Source organism: Exiguobacterium acetylicum, assembly GCF_019890935.1.
GTDB classification, from domain to species: Bacteria; Bacillota; Bacilli; order Exiguobacteriales; family Exiguobacteriaceae; genus Exiguobacterium_A; species Exiguobacterium_A abrahamii.
Map to the genome: position 1 here is coordinate 583,821 of NZ_CP082333.1, position 19,567 is coordinate 603,387.

Below are 19,567 nucleotides of genomic sequence, written 5' to 3' on the forward strand. Positions count from 1 at the left end.
ACTTGAATACTATAATAAAATATGAAAAAACATAAGTGAGGAAAACGATATATGCTAAAAAAACTAATTTCTACCATTGTTTTAGGAGCATTACTTATAACAGGAACACAACCGATCGCAGCAGCGACTATTAAAGAAAAAAAGGCTGAAAATGCTGCTGAACAACGTAAACTTGAAAAAGCGATCAAAAAACAAGAAGCTAAAATCTCAAAAGAGCAACGTCAAATCAATCAAATTGACGCAGCAATCAACGAAAAGATTTTCCAAGTCTCCGAAAAAAATAAACAAATTGAACAGTTGAACGTTCGAATCGATGAGTTAAAGGCAGACATCGTTCGTTACGAAGAAATGTTACAGAAACAGGAAGAACTACTCGGTGATCGTTTGCGAGTCTTCCAAGAGAACGATGGAAACTCGATTAAATGGGAAGAAGTCATTTTCGGATCGAAGGATTTAGGTGATTTATTCAGCCGTGTCATGGCGGGGAAAAAAATCGCTGAGCAAGACGATAAAATGATTTCGGACTACATCGCAACGCAACAAAAATTAGCAGAAGCAAAACAAGCGCTCGTTGAGAAAAAAGCGGAGCAAATGCAAGAAAAGAAAGTATTGATTGAACAAAAGAAAGCGTTAAAACTTCAAATGAAAGAACGTAGTGCTACACTGAAGAAATTACGAAAAGGGAAGACGAAGTTTACGACAGAACTATTAGACGCAAAAGAACTTCAAGCAACTCTCGAAGCGCAAGAACGTGCAATTGCGGCAGCGAAGGCAGCCGCTAAAGCAGCGGCTGAAAAAGCAGCAGCGGAGAAAGCGGCAGCCGAAAAAGCCGCTAAAGCGAATGCTCAAGCAGCAAAACAAGCAGGTAAGAGTTCAGAATCAACTGATTCTGTTGCCCCGCCCGTTGTTTCGAGTGGAGGGAAATTCGTTCGACCGTCGTCTGGTGGAGTGTCGCAAGGATTCGGACCAGCAAGCGGCGCGAATGGTTATACGTTCCACAACGGTGTTGATTTCAGTGGTTCGGTCGGGTCTCCAATCGTCGCTGCAGCAGCTGGAACGGTCATTACAGCATCAGGTGGTGGACCTTACGGTAATCATGTCATGATTTCTCACTTCCTCGATGGACAAGTGTACACGACTGTATACGCACATATGAGTTCATTATCGGTTCGTGCAGGACAAACGGTCTCTCAAGGTCAGCAAGTCGGAACACTTGGTAGTACAGGGAATTCAACAGGACCACACTTGCATTTCGAACTACATGTCGGAGGCTATCAATACAGTGCTTCTTCTCCTCTGAATGCAGTCAATCCATTGGCATATCTGTAATCAAAACGGGCTTCGGCTCGTTTTTTTTTCTTCTCTATGCTACAGTTAAGGCGAAACGAATACTTGAGCAACTAGGGGAGCTGGAGGAATCCGGCTGAGAGGAAAACCAATCTGTTTTCGACCCTATTACCTGAACTGGATAATACCAGCGTAGGAAAGTTGAGCCGAACGGATACCGGAATGCGTGTATAACGCTTTCGTATAGCGTCGACTGCTTTTTTACAGCGGTCGACGCTTTTTTTGTCGGTCACGACTCCCTTACATTGCTCGATGGGAAGGTGAAAAGAATATGAAACACGTACTGACGATTGCAGGATCCGACTCCGGTGGTGGAGCTGGGATTCAAGCAGATTTAAAAACATTTTCAGCTTTAGGCGTTTATGGAATGAGCGTCCTGACAGCCGTCACGGCGCAAAATACGTTGGGTGTTCAAGCGGTGGAAGAGTTATCCCCAGAAATCGTAGATGCCCAGTTAACGTCGATTTTTTCAGACATTCGTGTCGATGCGATCAAAATCGGAATGGTCTCGAATGCGCAGACGATTCGTGTCATTGCTACACATCTCCGCAAACAGACAGTTCCGATCATATTAGATCCCGTCATGGTCGCTAAAGGTGGTCATGCCCTATTGCGGACGGAGGCTGAACAAGCATTGATTTCAGAACTTCTACCACTTGCGACACTCGTCACACCGAATTTACCGGAAGCGGAGCGTTTAACAGGACGATCAGTGACCAATCTAGAGGAAATGCGATTGGCGATGCATCAATTGGCTACACAGACAGGGGCAGTATTACTAAAAGGTGGACATCTCTCAGGAGCTGCGACGGATTTGTTGTTTGATGGGGAAGTGGAACACCGCTTCACATCGGAACGGTTAGATAATCAACATACTCATGGAACTGGTTGTACCTTATCTGCGGCGATTGCGGCGCGGATGGCGCTTGGAGAAGATTTAACAGATAGCGTAAGACAGGCAAAGAGCTATGTCACGGAGGCAATTCGTCATGGATTTGCCCTCGGAAAAGGTATTGGACCGACACATCATTTTCATTCACTTTGGAGGGATACACATGTTTACGACCATTCTTGAACACAAACCACTCATTCACCATCTGACGAACACGGTGACGATCAATGACTGTGCGAACGTCACACTCGCTGTTGGAGCATCACCCGTCATGGCGGAAGATATTCGCGAAGTAGAAGAAATGGTTAGACTCGCGCAAGCCCTCGTCTTAAACATTGGTACGATCGATGCAGACATGCAAGCAGCTCAACGACTTGCAGCCCGTGAAGCGGGACGTTTGAATGTCCCGATCGTTCTTGATCCAGTTGGAGCAGGAGCAACGACATTACGTACTGCCTTTTCTAAAGAACTTATTGATCTCGGGTGTACGGTCATTAAAGGAAATGCTTCTGAAATCAAGACGTTACTTGGGGAGGATGGGCGAACTAAGGGAGTCGATGCTGCGGGAGATGCCATTATGGACCGAGAAAGCATTCGTGCATTCGCTCGCAAACACCAAGCTGTCTTCGTCGTGACAGGTCCGATCGACTATATCACGGATGGAACGCGCGAAATGGAATTACATGTAGGAACATCTCGTCTAGGGGACATCACGGGTACGGGCTGTATGACGGCTTCATTGATTGCGAGCTTCCTCGGTGCAGGATATACAACGTTTGAGGCGGCTGTTCACGGAACATTCGTCATGGGAAAAGCAGGAGAACAAGCAGCCTCCGCGCAAGGTCTTGGTAATTTTAAACGAGAGTTGTTCAATGCAATCAGCCTCATGACGGAGCAAGACCTGGTGGAGGTGACAGAACGTGTCAATTGATTACTCCATCTATGCAGTGACGGATCGTCGGTACCATCCTGGCGTCGCGATCGAGATGGTCGTTGAGGAAGCTGTTTTAGGTGGTGCGACGATCGTACAACTACGGGAAAAAACCGCACAAGGAAAGGAATTCTACGATCAGGCAGTTCGGTTGAAAGCACTCACGGATCGCTACGACATTCCTTTGATCATCAATGACCGGATCGATATCGCATTACTCGTCGGAGCTGGTTTGCATATCGGACAAGAAGACATTCCTTTAACCGCAGCACGTCGCCTTTTACCAGATGCTGTGATCGGTGTGTCAGTAGCCACTGTTGCACAAGCGATTGAAGCAGAACGAGACGGAGCATCTTATTTAGGCGTGGGTTCTCTATTTGCGACGTCATCCAAAGCGGATGCTGATTCCATGTCGCACACGATGCTTCAGGCGATTCGGGAAGCCGTACGATTACCTTTAATCGGTATTGGTGGAATCACAGCAACAAATGTCTCTTCTCTGCCCATCCCGCTAGAAGGGTATGCCGTCATCTCAGAAATTTTCGCTAAAGAAGATCGGCAACTCGCTGCGCAGCAAATGACAGATGCTGTGCGAGAATGGCATCAATCACTTCAGAACAGGGTATAATCCGTTCAGAGGTGATTGTATTGAAATGGCAGACGATCCGTTTTCGCGGCTATTGGATTCGATATCGGTTAGAACCACAAATCATTCGAGTCGATAATCAGGGAATCTACCATCTAGGAAAAGTCTTATTTCCGCGTCCTAATCGTATATCTTATGAGATGGCCCTTTTATTGAAAGAAAAGTATGAAAGACGTTACAAACGTCCGCTGTACATTAAAACGAGCTCGATTGCGACGGAAATTTGGGGACATACTCATTTAGATATCTATTACCGGGCACTTCTTCATCTACCGATTCCGACGCGACTTCGTCAACGTTATACGAACCGATTAGAAAGCACGAAAATCATTGACATCGGCGTACGCGCTGTCGATCAAAATCGAATTGTCTGGGATATTGGAGATTACGTAGGAGGATGGTTCGTGTTTTGGCTCATTCGCAGACGAATGCGCTGAACTTGCAATGTCCCGTTTCTCATGGTGCAATATAGATAGAAACGAGGTGACGGACATGGACATTCCCCGTTGTGAAACGATTGCGATTGATGAACAACGTGCGTCTGAAATCGGACATATCGTTGACACGATTCCAACGCTAGAAATCGGAAAGCTATTTAAGATTCTTTCGGATGCGACACGACTGCGAATCGTTTATGCGCTGACGATCGAAGAAGAACTATGCGTTTGTGATGTCTCGGCTTCTGTCGACTGTTCGATTGCAACAGCGTCGCATCATCTTCGATCTTTGTTGAAACAAGGACTCGTCAAGTTTCGAAAAGACGGTAAAGTCGTCTATTATTCCTTGGATGATCATCATGTGTCATCGCTTGTACATATGGCGATGGAACATGTACAAGAGGGAAAAGCAATGCCTGAATGAGTCATTAGAATAAACGAAAAGCGCAGCTTTAGCTGCGCTTTTCGTTTATTCTAATGACGATTGTTCTGATCCTTTTTGAGCGAAGCGGTGGAAGAAAAAGACCGTGGCACTAATCAGTAAAAAGGACAGAATGGAGAGACCAAGACACATCCATTTATATGTAGCGATTAAAGTATCTGATTGTTGTAATTTGGCTTGAAGCGTTTTATACAAATCATCTTTCACACGGGATAAGTCTTCGAGAATCGTTTGAGTCGTCTGAGTCGACTGTCTAGCAAGACGTTTTGCGGCTGTTGGACTTTGACGTTCATAGACAACAAACACGCGTTCAATCTCGGACTCCCAGACATTGTTGCGGCGAAGAAGATCTTTAATCGTCCCTGGAGTAGTCGACGATTGGTTCAGACTATTGCGCAAATCATGGATTTTAGACGTTGAAAAGTAATATTGTTCGATATAACGATTATCTTCATACAATAAGAGACCACGAACCGCATTAGCACGATCTCGATTGTGTTCGACCAACTGATCTACCTGATTGATTAACGGTATATCATGATCCTTCATTTGCTCGGTCATCGTTGCAATCGTCCGATAACCGGATAACGCATAGATGATTGGGATAGAGGCGAATAAGCTGACCAAGAAAATCAGCAGAATACGCTGACGCCAAAGAGAGTGCATGCAATCATTCCTTTAAATAAAAGACATGTCATAAGCTTAACTACTATCGTAAAAAAAGTGAAGCCTGTCTATTTTTTGAATAGGGATAATGACTGAAAAAGTGAATAATACTCATAAAAAAGCAGGAAAGATGATGCAATACGAGAAGCTGTTTTAAGAAGATGAAAAAAGCACAGCTAAGCTGCGCTTGGTGTTAAAACGAATACGAATGTTCCTTGTAATTGCCGAAGACAGTATGGATTTCCGAGAATGTAACGAATGCATTCGGCTCGACAGAAGAGACGATTTCTTGCAAACGGACGATTTCATTATTTTGAACGACGACATAGACCATTTTTTTCGTTCGGTTGGAATATCCTCCACGTGCATCGAGAATCGTGACACCACGACCGAGTTCTTTTGTAATGACTTCATTGATTTCATCTGCTTTCTCACAAATGATGATACATTGCTTAGAAGCAGAATAGAAACTGTAAACCGTCTGAAGGGCTTTGGCACGAACAAAGCTCATGATGAGAGCATACATAACGTGTTTAAGATCAAATACCCACCATACAAGAATGTAAATGACAAGATCTTGCATTAGAAATATACGAGGAAGTGGCCAGTTATGAAAACGAGCAAAGAAAAACTTTCCAAGAATATCAAGTCCTCCAGTTGAAGCGCCACCGAAGAAGATCAATGCCATTGCAAGACCAGAGACTAGACCAGCAAAGATGGAAGCGACGAGTGGATCATTTAGAGATTCCGGAACGATTTGAGTCGGAATCCAGTCAATTAAAAAGGAAGAAGCAATGACGATAATTCCAGATAAGAACATGAATCGTTTGCGTAGGAAACGGAAACCTAAAAGGAAGAGGGGAATGTTTAAGAGCAATTGCGTTAATCCGATTGGCGTGTGGAAGAGCTCTTGAATAATGAGCGTGATCCCCATGATACCGCCTGATCCGATATCATTTGGAGATAGTAGTAGGCTGATGTAAAGGGAATACAGCAACGTACCAATGATTAAGAAACTGATTTTTTCAACTCTCTTTTTCTGTGGGTGTGTTGTAGTCATGGCAATATGATGAGTGACCTCATGCTCCTCCTTCTGTGAGTATCTGCATGCAAGAGTACGCTCATATGCATAAAATTTCAACCCTTCTTATGAAAAAAGATGAAAAAGGGTACGTTTTTTTAGGAAGGTGATGAAAATGAAGAAAATGTTATGGATTCTTGGTTGTATTTGCTTAGGAATACTAGTTGGGATTCGTCTTTTCGAACAACCCAATGAAAAAAATCAATCATCCATTTGGCATGATGGTGATCTTGTAGCGAGACAAGTGGGTGCCTCGATGATGAATACGGTAGCGGTTCGTCAATTAGCCGAACAACTTCCGTTCTCATCAGAATTAAAACAGGTAGATGTCGAAGGAGAATCGTTACGTCTTGCCTATGAAGTGACAGGAAAAGAGCGACAAGCTTGGATTGGTACCGATACCGGGACACTACAGGTGAATCAGGATTTTTTAAAGGCTCGGTTATCTAAAATTCTGATGCATCATACGCTAGTTTTATTTTCAACGATTCCTGATTTGACCGATCTTGAAATTCACTACACGGATCCGTATTCAGATGCAGATTTTACGATGGACCGGAAAACATTCGACGACTACACTCCGACCGATATCGAACGAGCTACTTCCTCTTCTAGACGTTTTAATCGTGTCGTCATTGATGGTTATGTGCTCGATGCATCAAGACGAAACACCTTCTTTGAACGCTTCGCATCACGACTACAGATCCAAACTAATTAGTTGTATAAAGCAAGAAAAGGCATTTTTCACAATCTCGACACAATGATATCGTTTACATCTCGTTCTTTTATAAAAACGATAAAACAGGTCTATTCAATACTTGAACATCTTTTAAGATGGAAGTATGATAATAAATGAACAAACATTGTGAAGTGTTGAACAAAAGAAAGAGAGGTTTCTACGATGAACGAGGTAGAAGCATTAGAAGGATTACGGAATAAAGCAATCAAGTCGACGCGCATGCTACAAATGCGTCCTCTCGAGTACTTAGTTCGTGCCATGTTAGCGGGAATTTTCATTGGATTTGCAATCATTTTTACTTTAAAAGCAATTAACGGTCTATATATGGCGGAGTCACCTGTTGCGACACTTGTCGGTGGACTGACATTCGGAGTGGCACTCGTCCTGATCGTTTATGGTGGGGCAGAGCTGTTTACAGGGAATACGATGTATTTCACGACGGCGACGATGCGCGGCTATACGACGAAGATGGATACGATGAAGGTCTGGTTGATCTGTCTAATCGGAAATGGACTTGGCGGATTGGCGTTTGCGCTACTCTTTTCTCAAACAGGAATCATCCAAGAGCTTGGTATGAACAACTGGTTATTTTCTGTCTCAGAAACGAAGATCCACCATACGACGTGGGAAATCTTCACACGTGCTATCTTCTGTAACTGGATGGTCTGTTTAGCGATTTTCATTCCAAAGAACATGAAGAATGAGTTGGCGCAGATCATGATGATGATGGTACTCGTCGCAGTATTCTTTGCTTCTGGATTTGATCACGTCATCGCCAATATGGCACTGTTCTCCATTGCGTTAGTCGTACCACATCCGGATACGATCACATTTGCCGGAGCGATGCATAACCTGTTGCCAGCTTTAGCCGGTAACATCATTGGTGGAGCAGTCTTCATGGGAATGATCTATACGTGGCTGAATAAAGAAAAATTAGAAGTAGATGAATCACGTCAATCCACGACACCTGTTCATATTGCTTCGAAACAAAATGCATAATCAAAAAGCAGCTGTCGCGACAGCTGCTTTTTTCATTCATTCCATATGTTGAAAGCGATCGACGTCTGCAGCCAGTTCTTCATAAATCGTTTCGACGATTTGTGCATCATCGAAGAGCCCGAGGACGTTATCGTCCGGTAAGGCGTCAACAGGAGACGTGAAGTACAGAACGGCCGTCAATAACAATTGTTCCTGCTCCGCATGCATTTCGAATTTTTTCTGATAGAGAGCACGAAGCATTTCAAGCAGTTGTTTTAATTGAAAATAAAGGACGAGTTCTGCCTCGCGTTCGATGTCCGAGCTTTCTGTAGACGCGATATCTTGCGTCAAGTGCGCAAGTCCGATTTCTGCTCGAACTAACAATTCTTGCTGTGCTTTTTCATCACCAACGAGGTCGAGTGCCTGTCGGTGAAAATACGTATAAGCCGATTTAAAATCGCCGGGTGTGAATTCCATGGTGATGCCTCCTTCTCTTCTCTTTCTAGTTTCGCCTTATTTCTTGCAAAATTGCAACTATTTCGTGAAAATAAAGATACAAGAAAGGGGATTACATAATGCCGACACAAGCAGAATTACAACAATACGCGTCTTTAGCCGTGCGTACGGGAATTAATCTACAACCAGGACAACAACTCGAGGTTCGTGCAGGAATCGAAAATTTGCCGCTCGTTCGTGAAATCACGCGTGTCGCCTACGAAGTAGGAGCTACGCAAGTATATGTACAATGGTCAGATGATGAGATGACGAAAATCCGTTATTTCGATGCACCTGAGGAGTCGTTTGATACGTTCCCGGATTGGTTAAAAGCACGTTACGACCAACTGGCAGAAGAAAAGACAGCGTTCTTATCGGTCGTCAGTGAAGATCCAGATTTATTGAATGGCGTGGACTCGAGCCGAATCGCACGTGCGAATAAAGCAGCTGGTGTCGCTCTTGCTAATTGGCGGAAGTTCGTCATGAGTGATAATGTCAGCTGGTGTGTCGTAGCAGCACCTTCTGAAAGCTGGGCGAAGAAAGTATTCCCTGATTCAGAGAATGCTGTTGAAGAGCTCTGGTCAGCTATTTTAAAAGCAACACGTGCCGATCAAGCAGATCCAGTCGCTGCATGGGCGGATCACGATCATAATCTGCGTTCAAAAGCAAAATTCCTGACAGAGAAGAAGTACAAAACATTGCACTACACAGCTCCAGGAACAGAATTATCAATCGAATTACCAGAACGTCATGTTTGGTTAGGTGGCGGTGGTCCGAATGCAGATGGTGTTGATTTCATCGCGAATCTGCCGACAGAAGAAGTGTTCACGTTACCGAAAAAGACAGGTGTCAACGGTCACGTCTCGAGCACAAAACCACTTAGCTACAGTGGGAACTTGATTGATGAGTTCACACTCTGGTTCGAAAACGGAAAAATCGTTAAAGCGGAAGCAAAACAGGGTCAAGAAGCATTAGATGACTTGATTTCACTTGATGAAGGTGCACGTTATCTCGGAGAAGTTGCGCTCGTGCCGCACCGTTCGCCGATTTCTGACTCGGGTATCCTATTCTATAATACATTGTTTGATGAAAATGCTTCGTGCCACTTAGCGATTGGTCGTGCGTACTCGACGTGTCTCGAAAATGGTCCAAGCCTTTCAGCAGAAGAATTAGAAGCACAAGGCGCGAACGACTCGATGACGCATGTCGACTTCATGATTGGATCAGCGGATCTATCGATTGAAGGAGAACTTGCAGACGGAACGCGTGAATCAGTCATGCGTGACGGAAACTGGTCAATCTAAACGAACAAAAAGGTGAGTCCGAATACGGAACTCACCTTTTCTTGTAAGATTCTTGTTATGCTTCTTCACCGATGATTTTCACTTCTGTCTCAAGTAAGATACCGAATTTTTCTTGAACGGTTTCTTGTACATGACGAATGAGTGCGATATAGTCGGATGCTGACGCATTCTCGACGTTGACGATGAAACCAGCGTGTTTCTTGGACACTTCAGCGCCACCGATGCGTGTTCCCTGTAAGTTGCTATCTTGAATCAGCTTCCCTGCAAAATAGCCTTCTGGACGTTTAAAGACGCTACCACAAGAAGGGTACTCGAGTGGTTGTTTCGTTTCCCGCTTATGCGTCAAATCATCCATGACTTCCTTGATCAATGCTGGGTCACCCTCTGTTAACGCAAATCGACCTTCGAGGATGATGTATTCTTTCTTTGAGAAGCAACTTGTCCGGTATCCCAGTTCGAGTTCATCATGCGAAATGTTCAACAGTTCTCCTTGTCGTGTCAATACAGTAGCGCTATGGAGGCAATCCTTGACTTCACCACCGTATGCTCCCGCATTCATGATCAATGCGCCACCAATCGTTCCTGGAATCCCACAAGCGAATTCAAGACCGCTGAGCTGATGCGCGTAAGCTACACGAGACGCTTCGATGATTGCTGCGCCACTTTGAGCGACGAGCTCATGTCCTTCGACCGAGATATCGGTTAACTTCTCAAAGGAGAGGACAATGCCGCGAATGCCGCCATCACGTACGACAAGATTCGATCCGTTTCCAAGCAACGTCAAGGGAATACCTTGTTCGTAAGCATATCGGACGACAAAAGCTGTTTCTTCATAAGAAGTTGGGATGATGAATAAATCCGCGATTCCTCCCATTTTTGTATACGTATGATATTTTAAAGGTTCATTGATTAGTACGGACTCTTTTGAAATGCCTTCATACAGTCCCGTCATTACTTGTTCAGTCATTATGGTCTCAGTCCTTTTCGTGAATTCCTACCCAGCGCTCATGCGCTCAAAATATATTTTAACATTAATCGTGCGGTCGTTGTTCAACATACTGTTCCCAAAATACCGACTTATGCCGGGAATTGCAAGCACTAGGGAGTGAATGTCATCGATTAGTAATGAAAAATGTCACAGGAAGCGCAGGATCAGGAAGAGGAATGAAGCGAAAAGAACTCGGGAAAAGAGAAGTATAGAAGGAGGCGATGACGATGGAAAGTGAACGTTTATGGATGCGACCGTTCGAAGAAGAGGATTTTAGTTTTTATAAGTCACTTGTCCAAAATGAGCAAGTCATGCGTTATATCAATGGAGGCACTGCCTTGAGTGAAGATGAGGCACGAGAGTGGTTCGAACGGCAATTGGAGCGATATTCGGATGAGCGACAAACTGGTTTTTTACTGTTGTTCATAAAAGAAACGAATGAACCGATTGGCTTTGCCGGATTATTGATGCAGGAAGTGGATGGGAAAGAAGAGTTAGAAGTCGGTTATTGGCTCGAACCAAAGCATTGGAAAGTCGGTTATGGTCGTGAAGCTGCAAAACGATTAATGATGGAGGCGTTCAATCGAGGGCATGATCGAATCATCTCGATCATTCATCCCGATAATCGTGCTTCGCAAAATGTCGCTCGTGCCAACGGGCTGAACTGGGAAAAGGATACGGTGTTTAGAGATGTTCCTGTCACGATTTACGCTGGACAACTATCACGACTTTGTCGTAACTAAAGAGGAGAGTTTTTATGTACGAATTTAACTTCGCGTCTTTTCATTCCATGACACCTGATACCTTATATGGACTTTTGAAATTACGAACGGATATCTTCGTCGTCGAGCAGGAGTGCGCGTATCCGGAGCTAGATGATCAAGATCAACAAGCGACACACCTAATCGTACGGAGTGAGAGCGGTCAAATCGTTGGATGCCTTCGGATATATGATCATCCGACAAAAGGAGTAGCGATTGGACGGGTAGCTGTTCATCGTGATCACCGATCGGTTGGGTTAGCGAGACAAATGATGGAGAGAGCGATGGTGCATTTGCAGAAAGAGGCTGCGATCTACTTACAGGCACAAGCACACCTAGAAGGGTTTTACGGATCGTTTGGTTTTGAAACCGTATCCGACCCTTATTTAGAAGATGATATTCCACATGTGGACATGCAGTTTCACGTAAAGGATTCGAAAAAAGACTTCACGTCGACGATGGATGAACCGATGAATAAGTAGAATGAACTTTTTTCGGAGGTGGATCAGTCATGAAGAAAGTGCTGGTCATTTTCGCTCTTAGTCTAATTGGTGTCCTATCTTTAGGAGTCGGTATTTCGTATGCTCAATTGCAGGGGAACTATCGTGACTCGGAAAAAGAGTTGATGACGATCTTAGAGCGGCAACATGATTTATCAGCTTCCTCCTTTCTTGAAGTGCGTGCATCATTCTCTTTACGACATCGACAAATCATACACGTTCGACTTCGGGGCGAACCTGCCATCACATACGAGTTCATTCAACCAAAGGATGAACTCGAATACCTGGGGTCTGTCGGAACAAGTGTTGAAAAGACAGGAAAACAAGATGCTGTCTTTCGAAACGCTCATTTAAAAGTCGGTAAAAAATAAAAAATGGAGGATCTTCCTGAAACGACGGAAGATTCTCCATTTTTTGCTTTCAAGACGATAGGATATTGCGTACACTACGAAGAGATACTGGAATGAGGAGGTCGAGGGAATCATGTGGAAACCCTTTATAAAAAATCAATCAATTGCACCAGCGTTACAAGCCTTCCGGGAACTTGACATCGAAATGTTTCGGACACATGTTGCCCAACTGAACGATGCGGAACAACAGGCCTTACAATTCATTAAGCGTGCGCTAGAGCAGGATTCACCTGCTCATTTGAAAATAGCGCTTGAAATGAAACAACCACTCGTCGAGGTTGATCGTCTGTTTCAAACACTCGTCACGTGTCAAAATCGTCAACAATTACTCGAAATGCTGCTAGCATACGGTCTGGACGTCAATCAAGTCTATACACTTGAAGGGCATCGCTCGATCGTCCGCCAACCGCTTCACTTTCCGGTAGGTCTATATGCGGCACGCCATTCCGAGTTGTGGGCACTTGTTGCTGAAAAGCTGGACTTTACTTATACGATGCATCTTCAACGCAGTGATCAATTCCTGGAGACGCATGAATTGAATCTGCTTGATCTCGTCTTATTGCTCGATATCGAAGAGGAGTTGACGGTTCGGGTGCTTGATCAGCTGTGCGAATGCAAGGCGACCGTTGGACTTGCAGAACGATTACAACGTCCCGCTTCACCATTGTTGTTAAAGACGATTGAGGCGGATGCCTATTTGCCGACGTTTGTTTATGCTAAACATTATTTCCCGTTTTATGCGCTGATCGGACGACAAACCGTACTGTTCCAATCTTTATTGAACCGTGTGATGCAAGCATCCATTGCTTCTGAAATGATTGAAGATGCCTTGCTTGCTTTTCATAACCACCAACCCGGACTTGCCTTGACATGGGGAGATGCCTATATCGAACAGTTATACGAGATGGGGCTAGTGCTTCGTAAAACGGGTCATGTTGATTTTCGGGAAATGGATGCGGAGTATGTGTTGCCTGAATACGAGGGAATCGTCAATCGCCTAAATGATTAACGGAGGCTGATCCGTACTGAACGTATGCCAATGAGAGGTTAACTGGATATCGCAAAACATCGAAGGATGATACAGGCGTAATACATCTTGTTGTGTTGAGAGAAAAAAGACTTCAAACGTTTGGATGTTTGCACGTCGTAACTTTTCTTGAAATGTATGAAGGATGCGGCTACCGTATCCTTGACGTCTCAGTTCAGGTAGGCACGTGATTTCAAGAAGACGGATATTCTGTCCCTGCTTTTGAAATAATAGTGTACCGACGATCAGTTGCTTATCATAGACTAAGTAAGGAATCGCTTTTCGTTGAATCAACTTGTCTAAATCAGATACTTGATATGGAAAAAAGTGATGTGTTCCTTGAAGGGCATCGTTACGAAGTGCGAGGTAAGTATCTTGATTCTGTGCATGAACAGCTTTCAAACGTAGCGTAGCAGGCTGTCCCTCTGAGAGTCCAATTAAACGAAACTGTTCGGCATATAAACTATAACCAAGCTCTTTCCAAATCGAAGTTAAAGAAAGATCATGCGGCGGAGAGACTTGTACATGTATCTGCCGGCATCCTTGTCGAACGGCATGTAAGTGTAGCAAAATAGCCAGACGCCGAAAGGCTTTGATGTCATGAAAGGCGCTGTTCATAAAGTGAACGACGTCATGCACGACATGATATCCGAGCGTCGCTTTCACCTGACCGGATTCGAGGTAGACCCATTGGTAATCTTCAAGCGGCTGAAAAAATGAAAAATCATATGCCTTTTGATGGTACTGTAAAAGTTGATGGACGTGTCGCCTTTGAACATGAGACAATTGATTGTAATACACAATAGGCAAACTAAGTTCCTCCTTTAGCAAAGTGAAGTTAAAAATATCTTGCTTTTATATTACAGGAAATAAAAGGTATTTATATCTTCTGTTTCAAACAAAAAGTAGATGGATTCCTGAAGATAAGAAAGAATCGAGGCAAAATTATCATGAAGTATCTCTGGATCGTCATCGGTTTATCGGGCTGGTTACTCAGCGCGGATATATTGGTAGCCGAAGCACGTGATTACGATGAACCGGGTGTAAGCAGTTCGACGACATATGGGAATTATGGCGCGGAGGATCATATCATCGTTGATCGGAAGGAACCGATTTATGAAGGATTCGATTCACCGAACGACATGGCATTCCTATTCGCTTGTATTGCATTACTCGCAACAGTCGGACTTGGCATCGTCAATGCCTCCGATTGAAATGAATCTGACTAATAAAAGGCAAGTGACGAATCCATCGTCACTTGCCTTTTATTATCTATTACGTGTGAACAAGAAGCATCTACTCTTAGAAATGAATTCGTTTTTTTCGACCAACGCGTGCCATTCGTTCGTGTTCTTGTTCGAGTCCGGCTCGTTCGAGGAGATCGAGATAATAGCGAAACGGAGTCGAGCGATGCGAAAAATACGGGATATATTCAGTGAACAGCATCGTCTCCGCTCGTTCTAACGCGCGTAAGGAAATGAGAGCATGTAGCTCTGCGAAACGAATTTCTTGATAGGTGGATAAAGCGTCTGCATCAATCCGAACATGCGACTGTAATTTTTTAGCATGCGCATTCAAGCAATGGATGTATGCTTCTTGATGTTCAGGTTTCTCGCAATGGGCAAGTACGGCAAGCAAAAGATCACTGCGCTCGGTATCGACGTCCATCGGAACCTTCAATGCTGTATAGAGGGCACGTTCCATCCACTCGACGCCATGACTATCATTTTTATAATAGCCGACTAATTCTTGAAAAAAATCGACTTGCGAGACTTTCAATAATCGAAACGGATCATTACTTAAAAATAAAGGTTCTTCCCCGGCAGCCGACGAAAGAAGAAAGAAAAATTCCTCAAAGGCAATCCGGGTTCCGTTTTTACGATGAGCGTAATGGCGTAAATGCTTCAACAGGCGCTTTGCGGTGATATACCAATTCTTTTGTTCGCGAAGCGGTACGATCGGATTCGGCTCAAGGTACTGGAGATCGTATGCTAATTGAATAAACCGTTCCGTCTGAGCAATCGTCTGTTCGACGGTCGGTTGTTCCTGTTCTTTTTGCAAATCCTTATACTTCATGAACTGTGTCAACATGGCGTCAAACTCTTTCTCTTCGATGACTTGTCTCGGGAGTTGACGATAGATTTCGACGATGATATCGCGAAGGGTCGTATCGCCATATTGTTCTAGTAAGAGTCGCAGTTTCCGTATTCTCATGATCGCCCTCCTTCGCAAGAAAAGCACAGTACAACACTATTCAATTCCCGCTTTTTTCATAAACCGAACCTCTTCATTTGCGCTTTTTAGTCAGAGACGACTATCTTAAATAAGAAGACTCATTACAGAAGGGGACGATTACAAATGAATGAAACCATTCAACATTTACTCAACCACCGGTCCATCCGGAAATTCAAACAACATCAATTAGACGAAGAGACGATTGAAACACTCATAAAAGCCGCACAGGCTGCCTCGACATCCTCTTATCAGCAAGCTTATGCGATCATCGGTGTCGAAGACGAAAGAGTGAAACGACAATTAGTCGACGTTGCAAGTGGTCAACAATATGTGGCAGAAAACAGTTACTTCTTCGTCTTTTGTATGGATTACCACAAACATACGTTAGCGGCAGAACTAGCAGGAGGCGACGTGAGCCGGACGATCGAGACGACGGAAGCGCTTGTCGTAGGAGCTGTCGATGCGGGACTTGCCGCTCAAAATTTAGTCGTAGCTGCCGAGTCGCTCGGCTACGGAACGGTCTACATCGGTTCACTACGAAATGATGCTCGTCGTGTCAGCGAACTCTTACAACTTCCAGATCACGTCGTACCATTATTCGGAGTCGCGGTCGGTCTTCCGGATCAACAACCGGGTAAAAAACCCCGCCTTCCGATGGATGCGGTCTTCCACCGGAATACGTATACTGATGACGATACGATGCGTGAGTTACTGACAGGATACGAAGAGTCAACGTCATCGTATTACGGAGAACGGACCGGTGGTCAACGGACAGAAGGGTGGGTCAAACAGATGGCTGCCTCGATGCACGAACCGAAACGGACGTATCTCCGCGAGTTCTTGAAAGAGAAACAGATCGCAAAAGATTGATACGGAGGTATCTGAATGGCAGAACATCAACCACACCGCTCTCGCTTGGAGCGACGACGTATGCAGTTAGAAGAGCAAGCTAGACAAGAAGAAGAGCAGGCTAGGCAAGAAGAAGCTTTTTCGAAAGCGTACGCGCCGGACGAATCATTTTCTCAAGAATCCTTTGAGAAGCAGCAAGAACCGGCTACGTATCATCGATATGTCGAAGAGCAACCGCGAGATCGAAAAAGTACATCGCGTCGTTCCGGGAGCGGCATGCTTAAACAAGTCGCACAGATGATCGGGGGTGCCGGATCACGGTTGTTTGCTAATCGGGAACGCTCGAGACGCTCGAGGAAGGCGGAGCGATCAGAGCAATCGGTACAGCAGACTCCTGACGTCTCCTCACGCGAATCACATCCTAAAAAAATCAAGAAAAAACGTCGTTTTAAACGAAAGCTTCTTGGACTATTTTTATTGTTGCTCATCGCATTCGTTCTTTTTGCTTCACAACCATTCACGTTCTTGTTGATCGGTAGTGATGCACGACCTGGAGAATCGTTGCGTGGATCACGTTCGGATTCTCTATCGGTCATGCAATTCATTCCACTTTCTCGAACGATTCAGTTGACGTCGATTCCTCGAGATACGTATACACCGATTTCCTGTGAGAATGGAAAGAAGGATAAAATCACACATGCCTTTGCCTTCGGTGGAGAAGAATGTACGCAAGATGCTGTTTCAGGTCTACTCGATGAAGAAATCGATGGAAAGATCGTCATTTCCTTCGATAGTTTCATCGGATTAGTGGATCAAATCGGTGGAATCGACCTTGTCTCGACAGGAACGTTCTCCGAGCAGGATGCAAGCGGGAAAGCAAATCAGTATTCATTCCAAAAGGGGAAGGAATACCATATGGATGGTGCGATGGCACTTGCCTATTCGAGACACCGAAAAACGGATAATGATGGAGCGCGCGCGAATCGGCAGTCGGAAGTCATCCAAGCCGTCGCGACACACTTATTGAAGCCAACTGGATGGTCGAAAATTCCAGCAGCGCATACGTATATGAAAGAAGAGATGAACCTCGATTTAAGCGTCCGCGAGATGGCAACGGCAGGGTTATCGATTGCCTTGATGTCAGAACGAAAACATTATGAAATCGAAGCCGTCAGCCAACGACTGAACGGGATTTTCTATGACTTACCGAATGAGAAGGCACTGCAAGAACTACGTGATCAGCTCGATACGACGTTTTATGGCACATTGAAGAACTAAAGGGGAGGGGTTTCCTTCCGGTCATTGCGGGTATAAATTGATGTACGTTGCTCCTTTGGTGGATTGTTTTAGGTTATCTCTGAAATCGACGATTTTTGGACATGACATCATGACATTCCACGAAGGTGACTAACTTATCGAGGAGGGACCCCCCATATGAAAGTACTAGTCGTAGGTGCATCCGGTACGATTGGAGCGCGCGTCGTCAAATCGCTTGCCAAGGGTCATCAGGTCACGGTCATCGTTCGTCATGAACATCTGGTGGAACGATTCGAAAAACTCGGTGTCAAGGCGCATTACGTCGATATCGAAACAGAACTCGAAAAAGTCATTGAGCACGGAGTCGCAGGGCAGGATGCAGTCATTTGTGCGGCGACCGCAGGAGTAGACGGCGAAGCAACTGAAATCGAATTGCTGGATCGAACAGTCGCTTTGAAAACAATTGATGCAGCTAAAAAAGCGCGAGTACGTCATTTCGTGCTACTGAGCGCTTATGGTGCAGATCGACCTGAGCAATTCAAGAAAGATGTCTATCCGTTCTATGCTGCTAAGAATGCAGCAGAGGAACAGATTGAACATAGTGGTTTGACGTATACGATCATTTGTCCGGTTTCCATCACAACAGGTGAAGGGCGTGGCTTGATTGAAGCCGATGAAGATTTGAAGGACACGAAGGACGCGACGATTTCGGAAACGGATGTCGCATCGATCCTCGTTGCTTCTGTCGATAATCGATCGGTATTCAATCGACGTCTAGAAGTCAAGGAAGGAAAGACATCCTTGAATGAGGCCTTAGGAGGAGCGGAAGCTGTTGGTAGCGTTAAAGATAACCGTCAAGTCAAAAAACAATTACCACGTTTTAACTAACCGTTTGTCTCGTTAAAACGCGAATGCTCTAAAATAAAGCGAACTCATTTCCGCGTATAAGACGGAAGAGTTCGCTTTTTTGTTGATAAAAGTAGATAGTCGGAAAGAGGAAGTCTGCTACACTGAACAAAGAAGGAGGGGGTTAGATGTGAAAAAACCGTTGATCTATCTGATCCTAGCGATTGCTATTATCGGCATTGCCTATCAAAGTTATCAAACATATGATGCAAAACAAAAAAAAGTGGAGCAACAACAAAAACAAGCATCACAAGGTGGTCTCGAAGTCGGGATGAAAGCCCCGAATCTATCTTTGCGTCAAGAAGGAAAAACTGTCGATCTAGACGAAATCAATCATGATGTCTTTGTCATTAATTTTTGGGCAACGTGGTGTCCACCGTGTAAACAAGAGATTCCAGAACTAAATGCCTTTGCACGACATACAGATATACCCGTCTACGGCATCAATGTCACGACATCAGAACGACGTGTTTCGGATGTTGCTGATTTTCTGAAGCAGACACCTGTTGAATATCCTGTGTTATATGACCGAAAGGGAACGTCAGAAGATGCTTATCGTCTCGTAGCAATGCCAGCAACTTATGTATTAGACCGGAAAGGAACGATTCTTTCGAAACACATCGGTCCTGTAACGGAACAGATGTTAAAAGAGATGGTGAAACGAACAGGAGGATGA

General features: G+C 44.6%; 24 protein-coding genes and 1 riboswitch. Of the genes, 18 read left to right on the forward strand and 6 right to left on the reverse strand.

The genetic code is table 11. The annotated features are described in order from the left end of the window. Positions 1–51: 51 nt before the first annotated feature. The 6 genes from K7G97_RS03035 to K7G97_RS03060 all read left to right on the forward strand — a co-directional run bounded on the left by K7G97_RS03035 (position 52) and on the right by K7G97_RS03060 (position 4,677). Positions 52–1,329 carry a murein hydrolase activator EnvC family protein gene (locus K7G97_RS03035; protein ID WP_195865892.1) on the forward strand — a complete coding sequence of 426 codons (1,278 nt, stop codon included), beginning with the start codon at positions 52–54 and terminating at the stop codon, positions 1,327–1,329. A 63-nt stretch (positions 1,330–1,392) separates the two neighbouring features. After that, positions 1,393–1,503: riboswitch (TPP riboswitch) on the forward strand. A gap of 115 nt (positions 1,504–1,618) precedes the next feature. Continuing rightward, on the forward strand, positions 1,619–2,422 hold the full coding sequence (gene thiD, locus K7G97_RS03040; protein WP_223041349.1) for a bifunctional hydroxymethylpyrimidine kinase/phosphomethylpyrimidine kinase: 804 nt from the start codon (positions 1,619–1,621) through the stop codon (positions 2,420–2,422). Continuing rightward, positions 2,403–3,170, forward strand: coding sequence for a hydroxyethylthiazole kinase (gene thiM / locus K7G97_RS03045; protein WP_223041350.1), 768 nt, complete (start codon positions 2,403–2,405; stop codon positions 3,168–3,170). Before thiD ends, thiM begins: the two co-directional genes overlap by 20 nt. Next, the gene (gene thiE / locus K7G97_RS03050; RefSeq protein WP_223041351.1) at positions 3,160–3,798 is read left to right on the forward strand and encodes a thiamine phosphate synthase; all 639 of its coding nucleotides are present in this window, start codon (positions 3,160–3,162) and stop codon (positions 3,796–3,798) included. The genes thiM and thiE overlap by 11 nt, the downstream gene beginning before the upstream one ends. Before the next feature lie 11 nt (positions 3,799–3,809). After that, positions 3,810–4,253 carry a hypothetical protein gene (locus K7G97_RS03055; RefSeq protein ID WP_262415786.1) on the forward strand — a complete coding sequence of 148 codons (444 nt, stop codon included), beginning with the start codon at positions 3,810–3,812 and terminating at the stop codon, positions 4,251–4,253. A 55-nt stretch (positions 4,254–4,308) separates the two neighbouring features. Next, positions 4,309–4,677 (forward strand): ArsR/SmtB family transcription factor, encoded by a 369-nt coding sequence (locus K7G97_RS03060; RefSeq protein ID WP_050678101.1) that lies wholly within the window; start codon positions 4,309–4,311, stop codon positions 4,675–4,677. 45 nt (positions 4,678–4,722) lie between these two features. Here K7G97_RS03060 and K7G97_RS03065 read toward each other — a convergent pair whose 3' ends face one another. Next, positions 4,723–5,361, reverse strand: a complete 639-nt coding sequence (locus tag K7G97_RS03065; RefSeq protein ID WP_223041352.1) for a CHASE3 domain-containing protein — start codon at positions 5,359–5,361, stop codon at positions 4,723–4,725. Positions 5,362–5,554: 193 nt separating this feature from the next. Continuing rightward, entirely contained in the window at positions 5,555–6,421 is an 867-nt protein-coding gene (locus tag K7G97_RS03070) for a YitT family protein (RefSeq protein WP_029340819.1), read from the reverse strand. Between the two features lie 136 nt (positions 6,422–6,557). Between K7G97_RS03070 and K7G97_RS03075 the strand changes: the two genes are divergently transcribed. Next, positions 6,558–7,160, forward strand: coding sequence for a hypothetical protein (locus K7G97_RS03075; RefSeq protein ID WP_223041353.1), 603 nt, complete (start codon positions 6,558–6,560; stop codon positions 7,158–7,160). Between the two features lie 183 nt (positions 7,161–7,343). Continuing rightward, entirely contained in the window at positions 7,344–8,180 is an 837-nt protein-coding gene (locus tag K7G97_RS03080) for a formate/nitrite transporter family protein (RefSeq protein WP_023467197.1), read from the forward strand. A 36-nt stretch (positions 8,181–8,216) separates the two neighbouring features. Here K7G97_RS03080 and K7G97_RS03085 read toward each other — a convergent pair whose 3' ends face one another. Then, complete coding sequence (locus K7G97_RS03085; RefSeq protein WP_023467198.1) at positions 8,217–8,636, reverse strand: YkvA family protein; 420 nt, start codon at positions 8,634–8,636, stop codon at positions 8,217–8,219. 98 nt (positions 8,637–8,734) lie between these two features. Between K7G97_RS03085 and K7G97_RS03090 the strand changes: the two genes are divergently transcribed. Next, the gene (locus tag K7G97_RS03090; protein ID WP_035398837.1) at positions 8,735–9,958 is read left to right on the forward strand and encodes an aminopeptidase; all 1,224 of its coding nucleotides are present in this window, start codon (positions 8,735–8,737) and stop codon (positions 9,956–9,958) included. Between the two features lie 55 nt (positions 9,959–10,013). Here K7G97_RS03090 and murB read toward each other — a convergent pair whose 3' ends face one another. Next, positions 10,014–10,925, reverse strand: coding sequence for a UDP-N-acetylmuramate dehydrogenase (gene murB, locus K7G97_RS03095; protein WP_035398835.1), 912 nt, complete (start codon positions 10,923–10,925; stop codon positions 10,014–10,016). A gap of 248 nt (positions 10,926–11,173) precedes the next feature. Here murB and K7G97_RS03100 point away from each other — a divergent pair, with 248 nt between their 5' ends. The 4 genes from K7G97_RS03100 to K7G97_RS03115 all read left to right on the forward strand — a co-directional run bounded on the left by K7G97_RS03100 (position 11,174) and on the right by K7G97_RS03115 (position 13,626). After that, complete coding sequence (locus K7G97_RS03100) at positions 11,174–11,689, forward strand: GNAT family N-acetyltransferase (RefSeq protein WP_058703640.1); 516 nt, start codon at positions 11,174–11,176, stop codon at positions 11,687–11,689. A 47-nt stretch (positions 11,690–11,736) separates the two neighbouring features. After that, the gene (locus tag K7G97_RS03105) at positions 11,737–12,189 is read left to right on the forward strand and encodes a GNAT family N-acetyltransferase (protein WP_262415787.1); all 453 of its coding nucleotides are present in this window, start codon (positions 11,737–11,739) and stop codon (positions 12,187–12,189) included. 29 nt (positions 12,190–12,218) lie between these two features. Further along, positions 12,219–12,578 carry a hypothetical protein gene (locus tag K7G97_RS03110; protein WP_223041355.1) on the forward strand — a complete coding sequence of 120 codons (360 nt, stop codon included), beginning with the start codon at positions 12,219–12,221 and terminating at the stop codon, positions 12,576–12,578. Between the two features lie 112 nt (positions 12,579–12,690). Beyond that, the gene (locus K7G97_RS03115; RefSeq protein ID WP_223041356.1) at positions 12,691–13,626 is read left to right on the forward strand and encodes a hypothetical protein; all 936 of its coding nucleotides are present in this window, start codon (positions 12,691–12,693) and stop codon (positions 13,624–13,626) included. Here K7G97_RS03115 and K7G97_RS03120 read toward each other — a convergent pair. After that, positions 13,615–14,445: a GNAT family N-acetyltransferase gene (locus K7G97_RS03120; protein ID WP_396133874.1), complete on the reverse strand. Its 831-nt coding sequence runs from the start codon at positions 14,443–14,445 to the stop codon at positions 13,615–13,617. The genes K7G97_RS03115 and K7G97_RS03120 overlap by 12 nt on opposite strands. Before the next feature lie 149 nt (positions 14,446–14,594). On the opposite strand from K7G97_RS03120, the gene K7G97_RS03125 reads away from it, so the two are divergent. Then, positions 14,595–14,858, forward strand: a complete 264-nt coding sequence (locus K7G97_RS03125; protein WP_223041358.1) for a hypothetical protein — start codon at positions 14,595–14,597, stop codon at positions 14,856–14,858. A gap of 88 nt (positions 14,859–14,946) precedes the next feature. On the opposite strand, the gene K7G97_RS03130 is transcribed toward K7G97_RS03125, so the two are convergent. Next, on the reverse strand, positions 14,947–15,858 hold the full coding sequence (locus tag K7G97_RS03130) for a hypothetical protein (RefSeq protein ID WP_029340830.1): 912 nt from the start codon (positions 15,856–15,858) through the stop codon (positions 14,947–14,949). A 144-nt stretch (positions 15,859–16,002) separates the two neighbouring features. Here K7G97_RS03130 and nfsA point away from each other — a divergent pair, with 144 nt between their 5' ends. From nfsA to K7G97_RS03150, 4 genes are all read left to right on the forward strand, one after another. After that, positions 16,003–16,749 (forward strand): oxygen-insensitive NADPH nitroreductase, encoded by a 747-nt coding sequence (gene nfsA, locus K7G97_RS03135; RefSeq protein WP_223041359.1) that lies wholly within the window; start codon positions 16,003–16,005, stop codon positions 16,747–16,749. Positions 16,750–16,764: 15 nt separating this feature from the next. Continuing rightward, positions 16,765–18,006 carry an LCP family protein gene (locus K7G97_RS03140; RefSeq protein WP_262415788.1) on the forward strand — a complete coding sequence of 414 codons (1,242 nt, stop codon included), beginning with the start codon at positions 16,765–16,767 and terminating at the stop codon, positions 18,004–18,006. Between the two features lie 156 nt (positions 18,007–18,162). Then, positions 18,163–18,873 carry an NAD(P)H-binding protein gene (locus K7G97_RS03145; RefSeq protein WP_058703648.1) on the forward strand — a complete coding sequence of 237 codons (711 nt, stop codon included), beginning with the start codon at positions 18,163–18,165 and terminating at the stop codon, positions 18,871–18,873. 148 nt (positions 18,874–19,021) lie between these two features. Then, a complete protein-coding gene (locus K7G97_RS03150; protein ID WP_064300827.1) occupies positions 19,022–19,567 on the forward strand; it encodes a TlpA family protein disulfide reductase in 546 nt (181 codons plus the stop codon).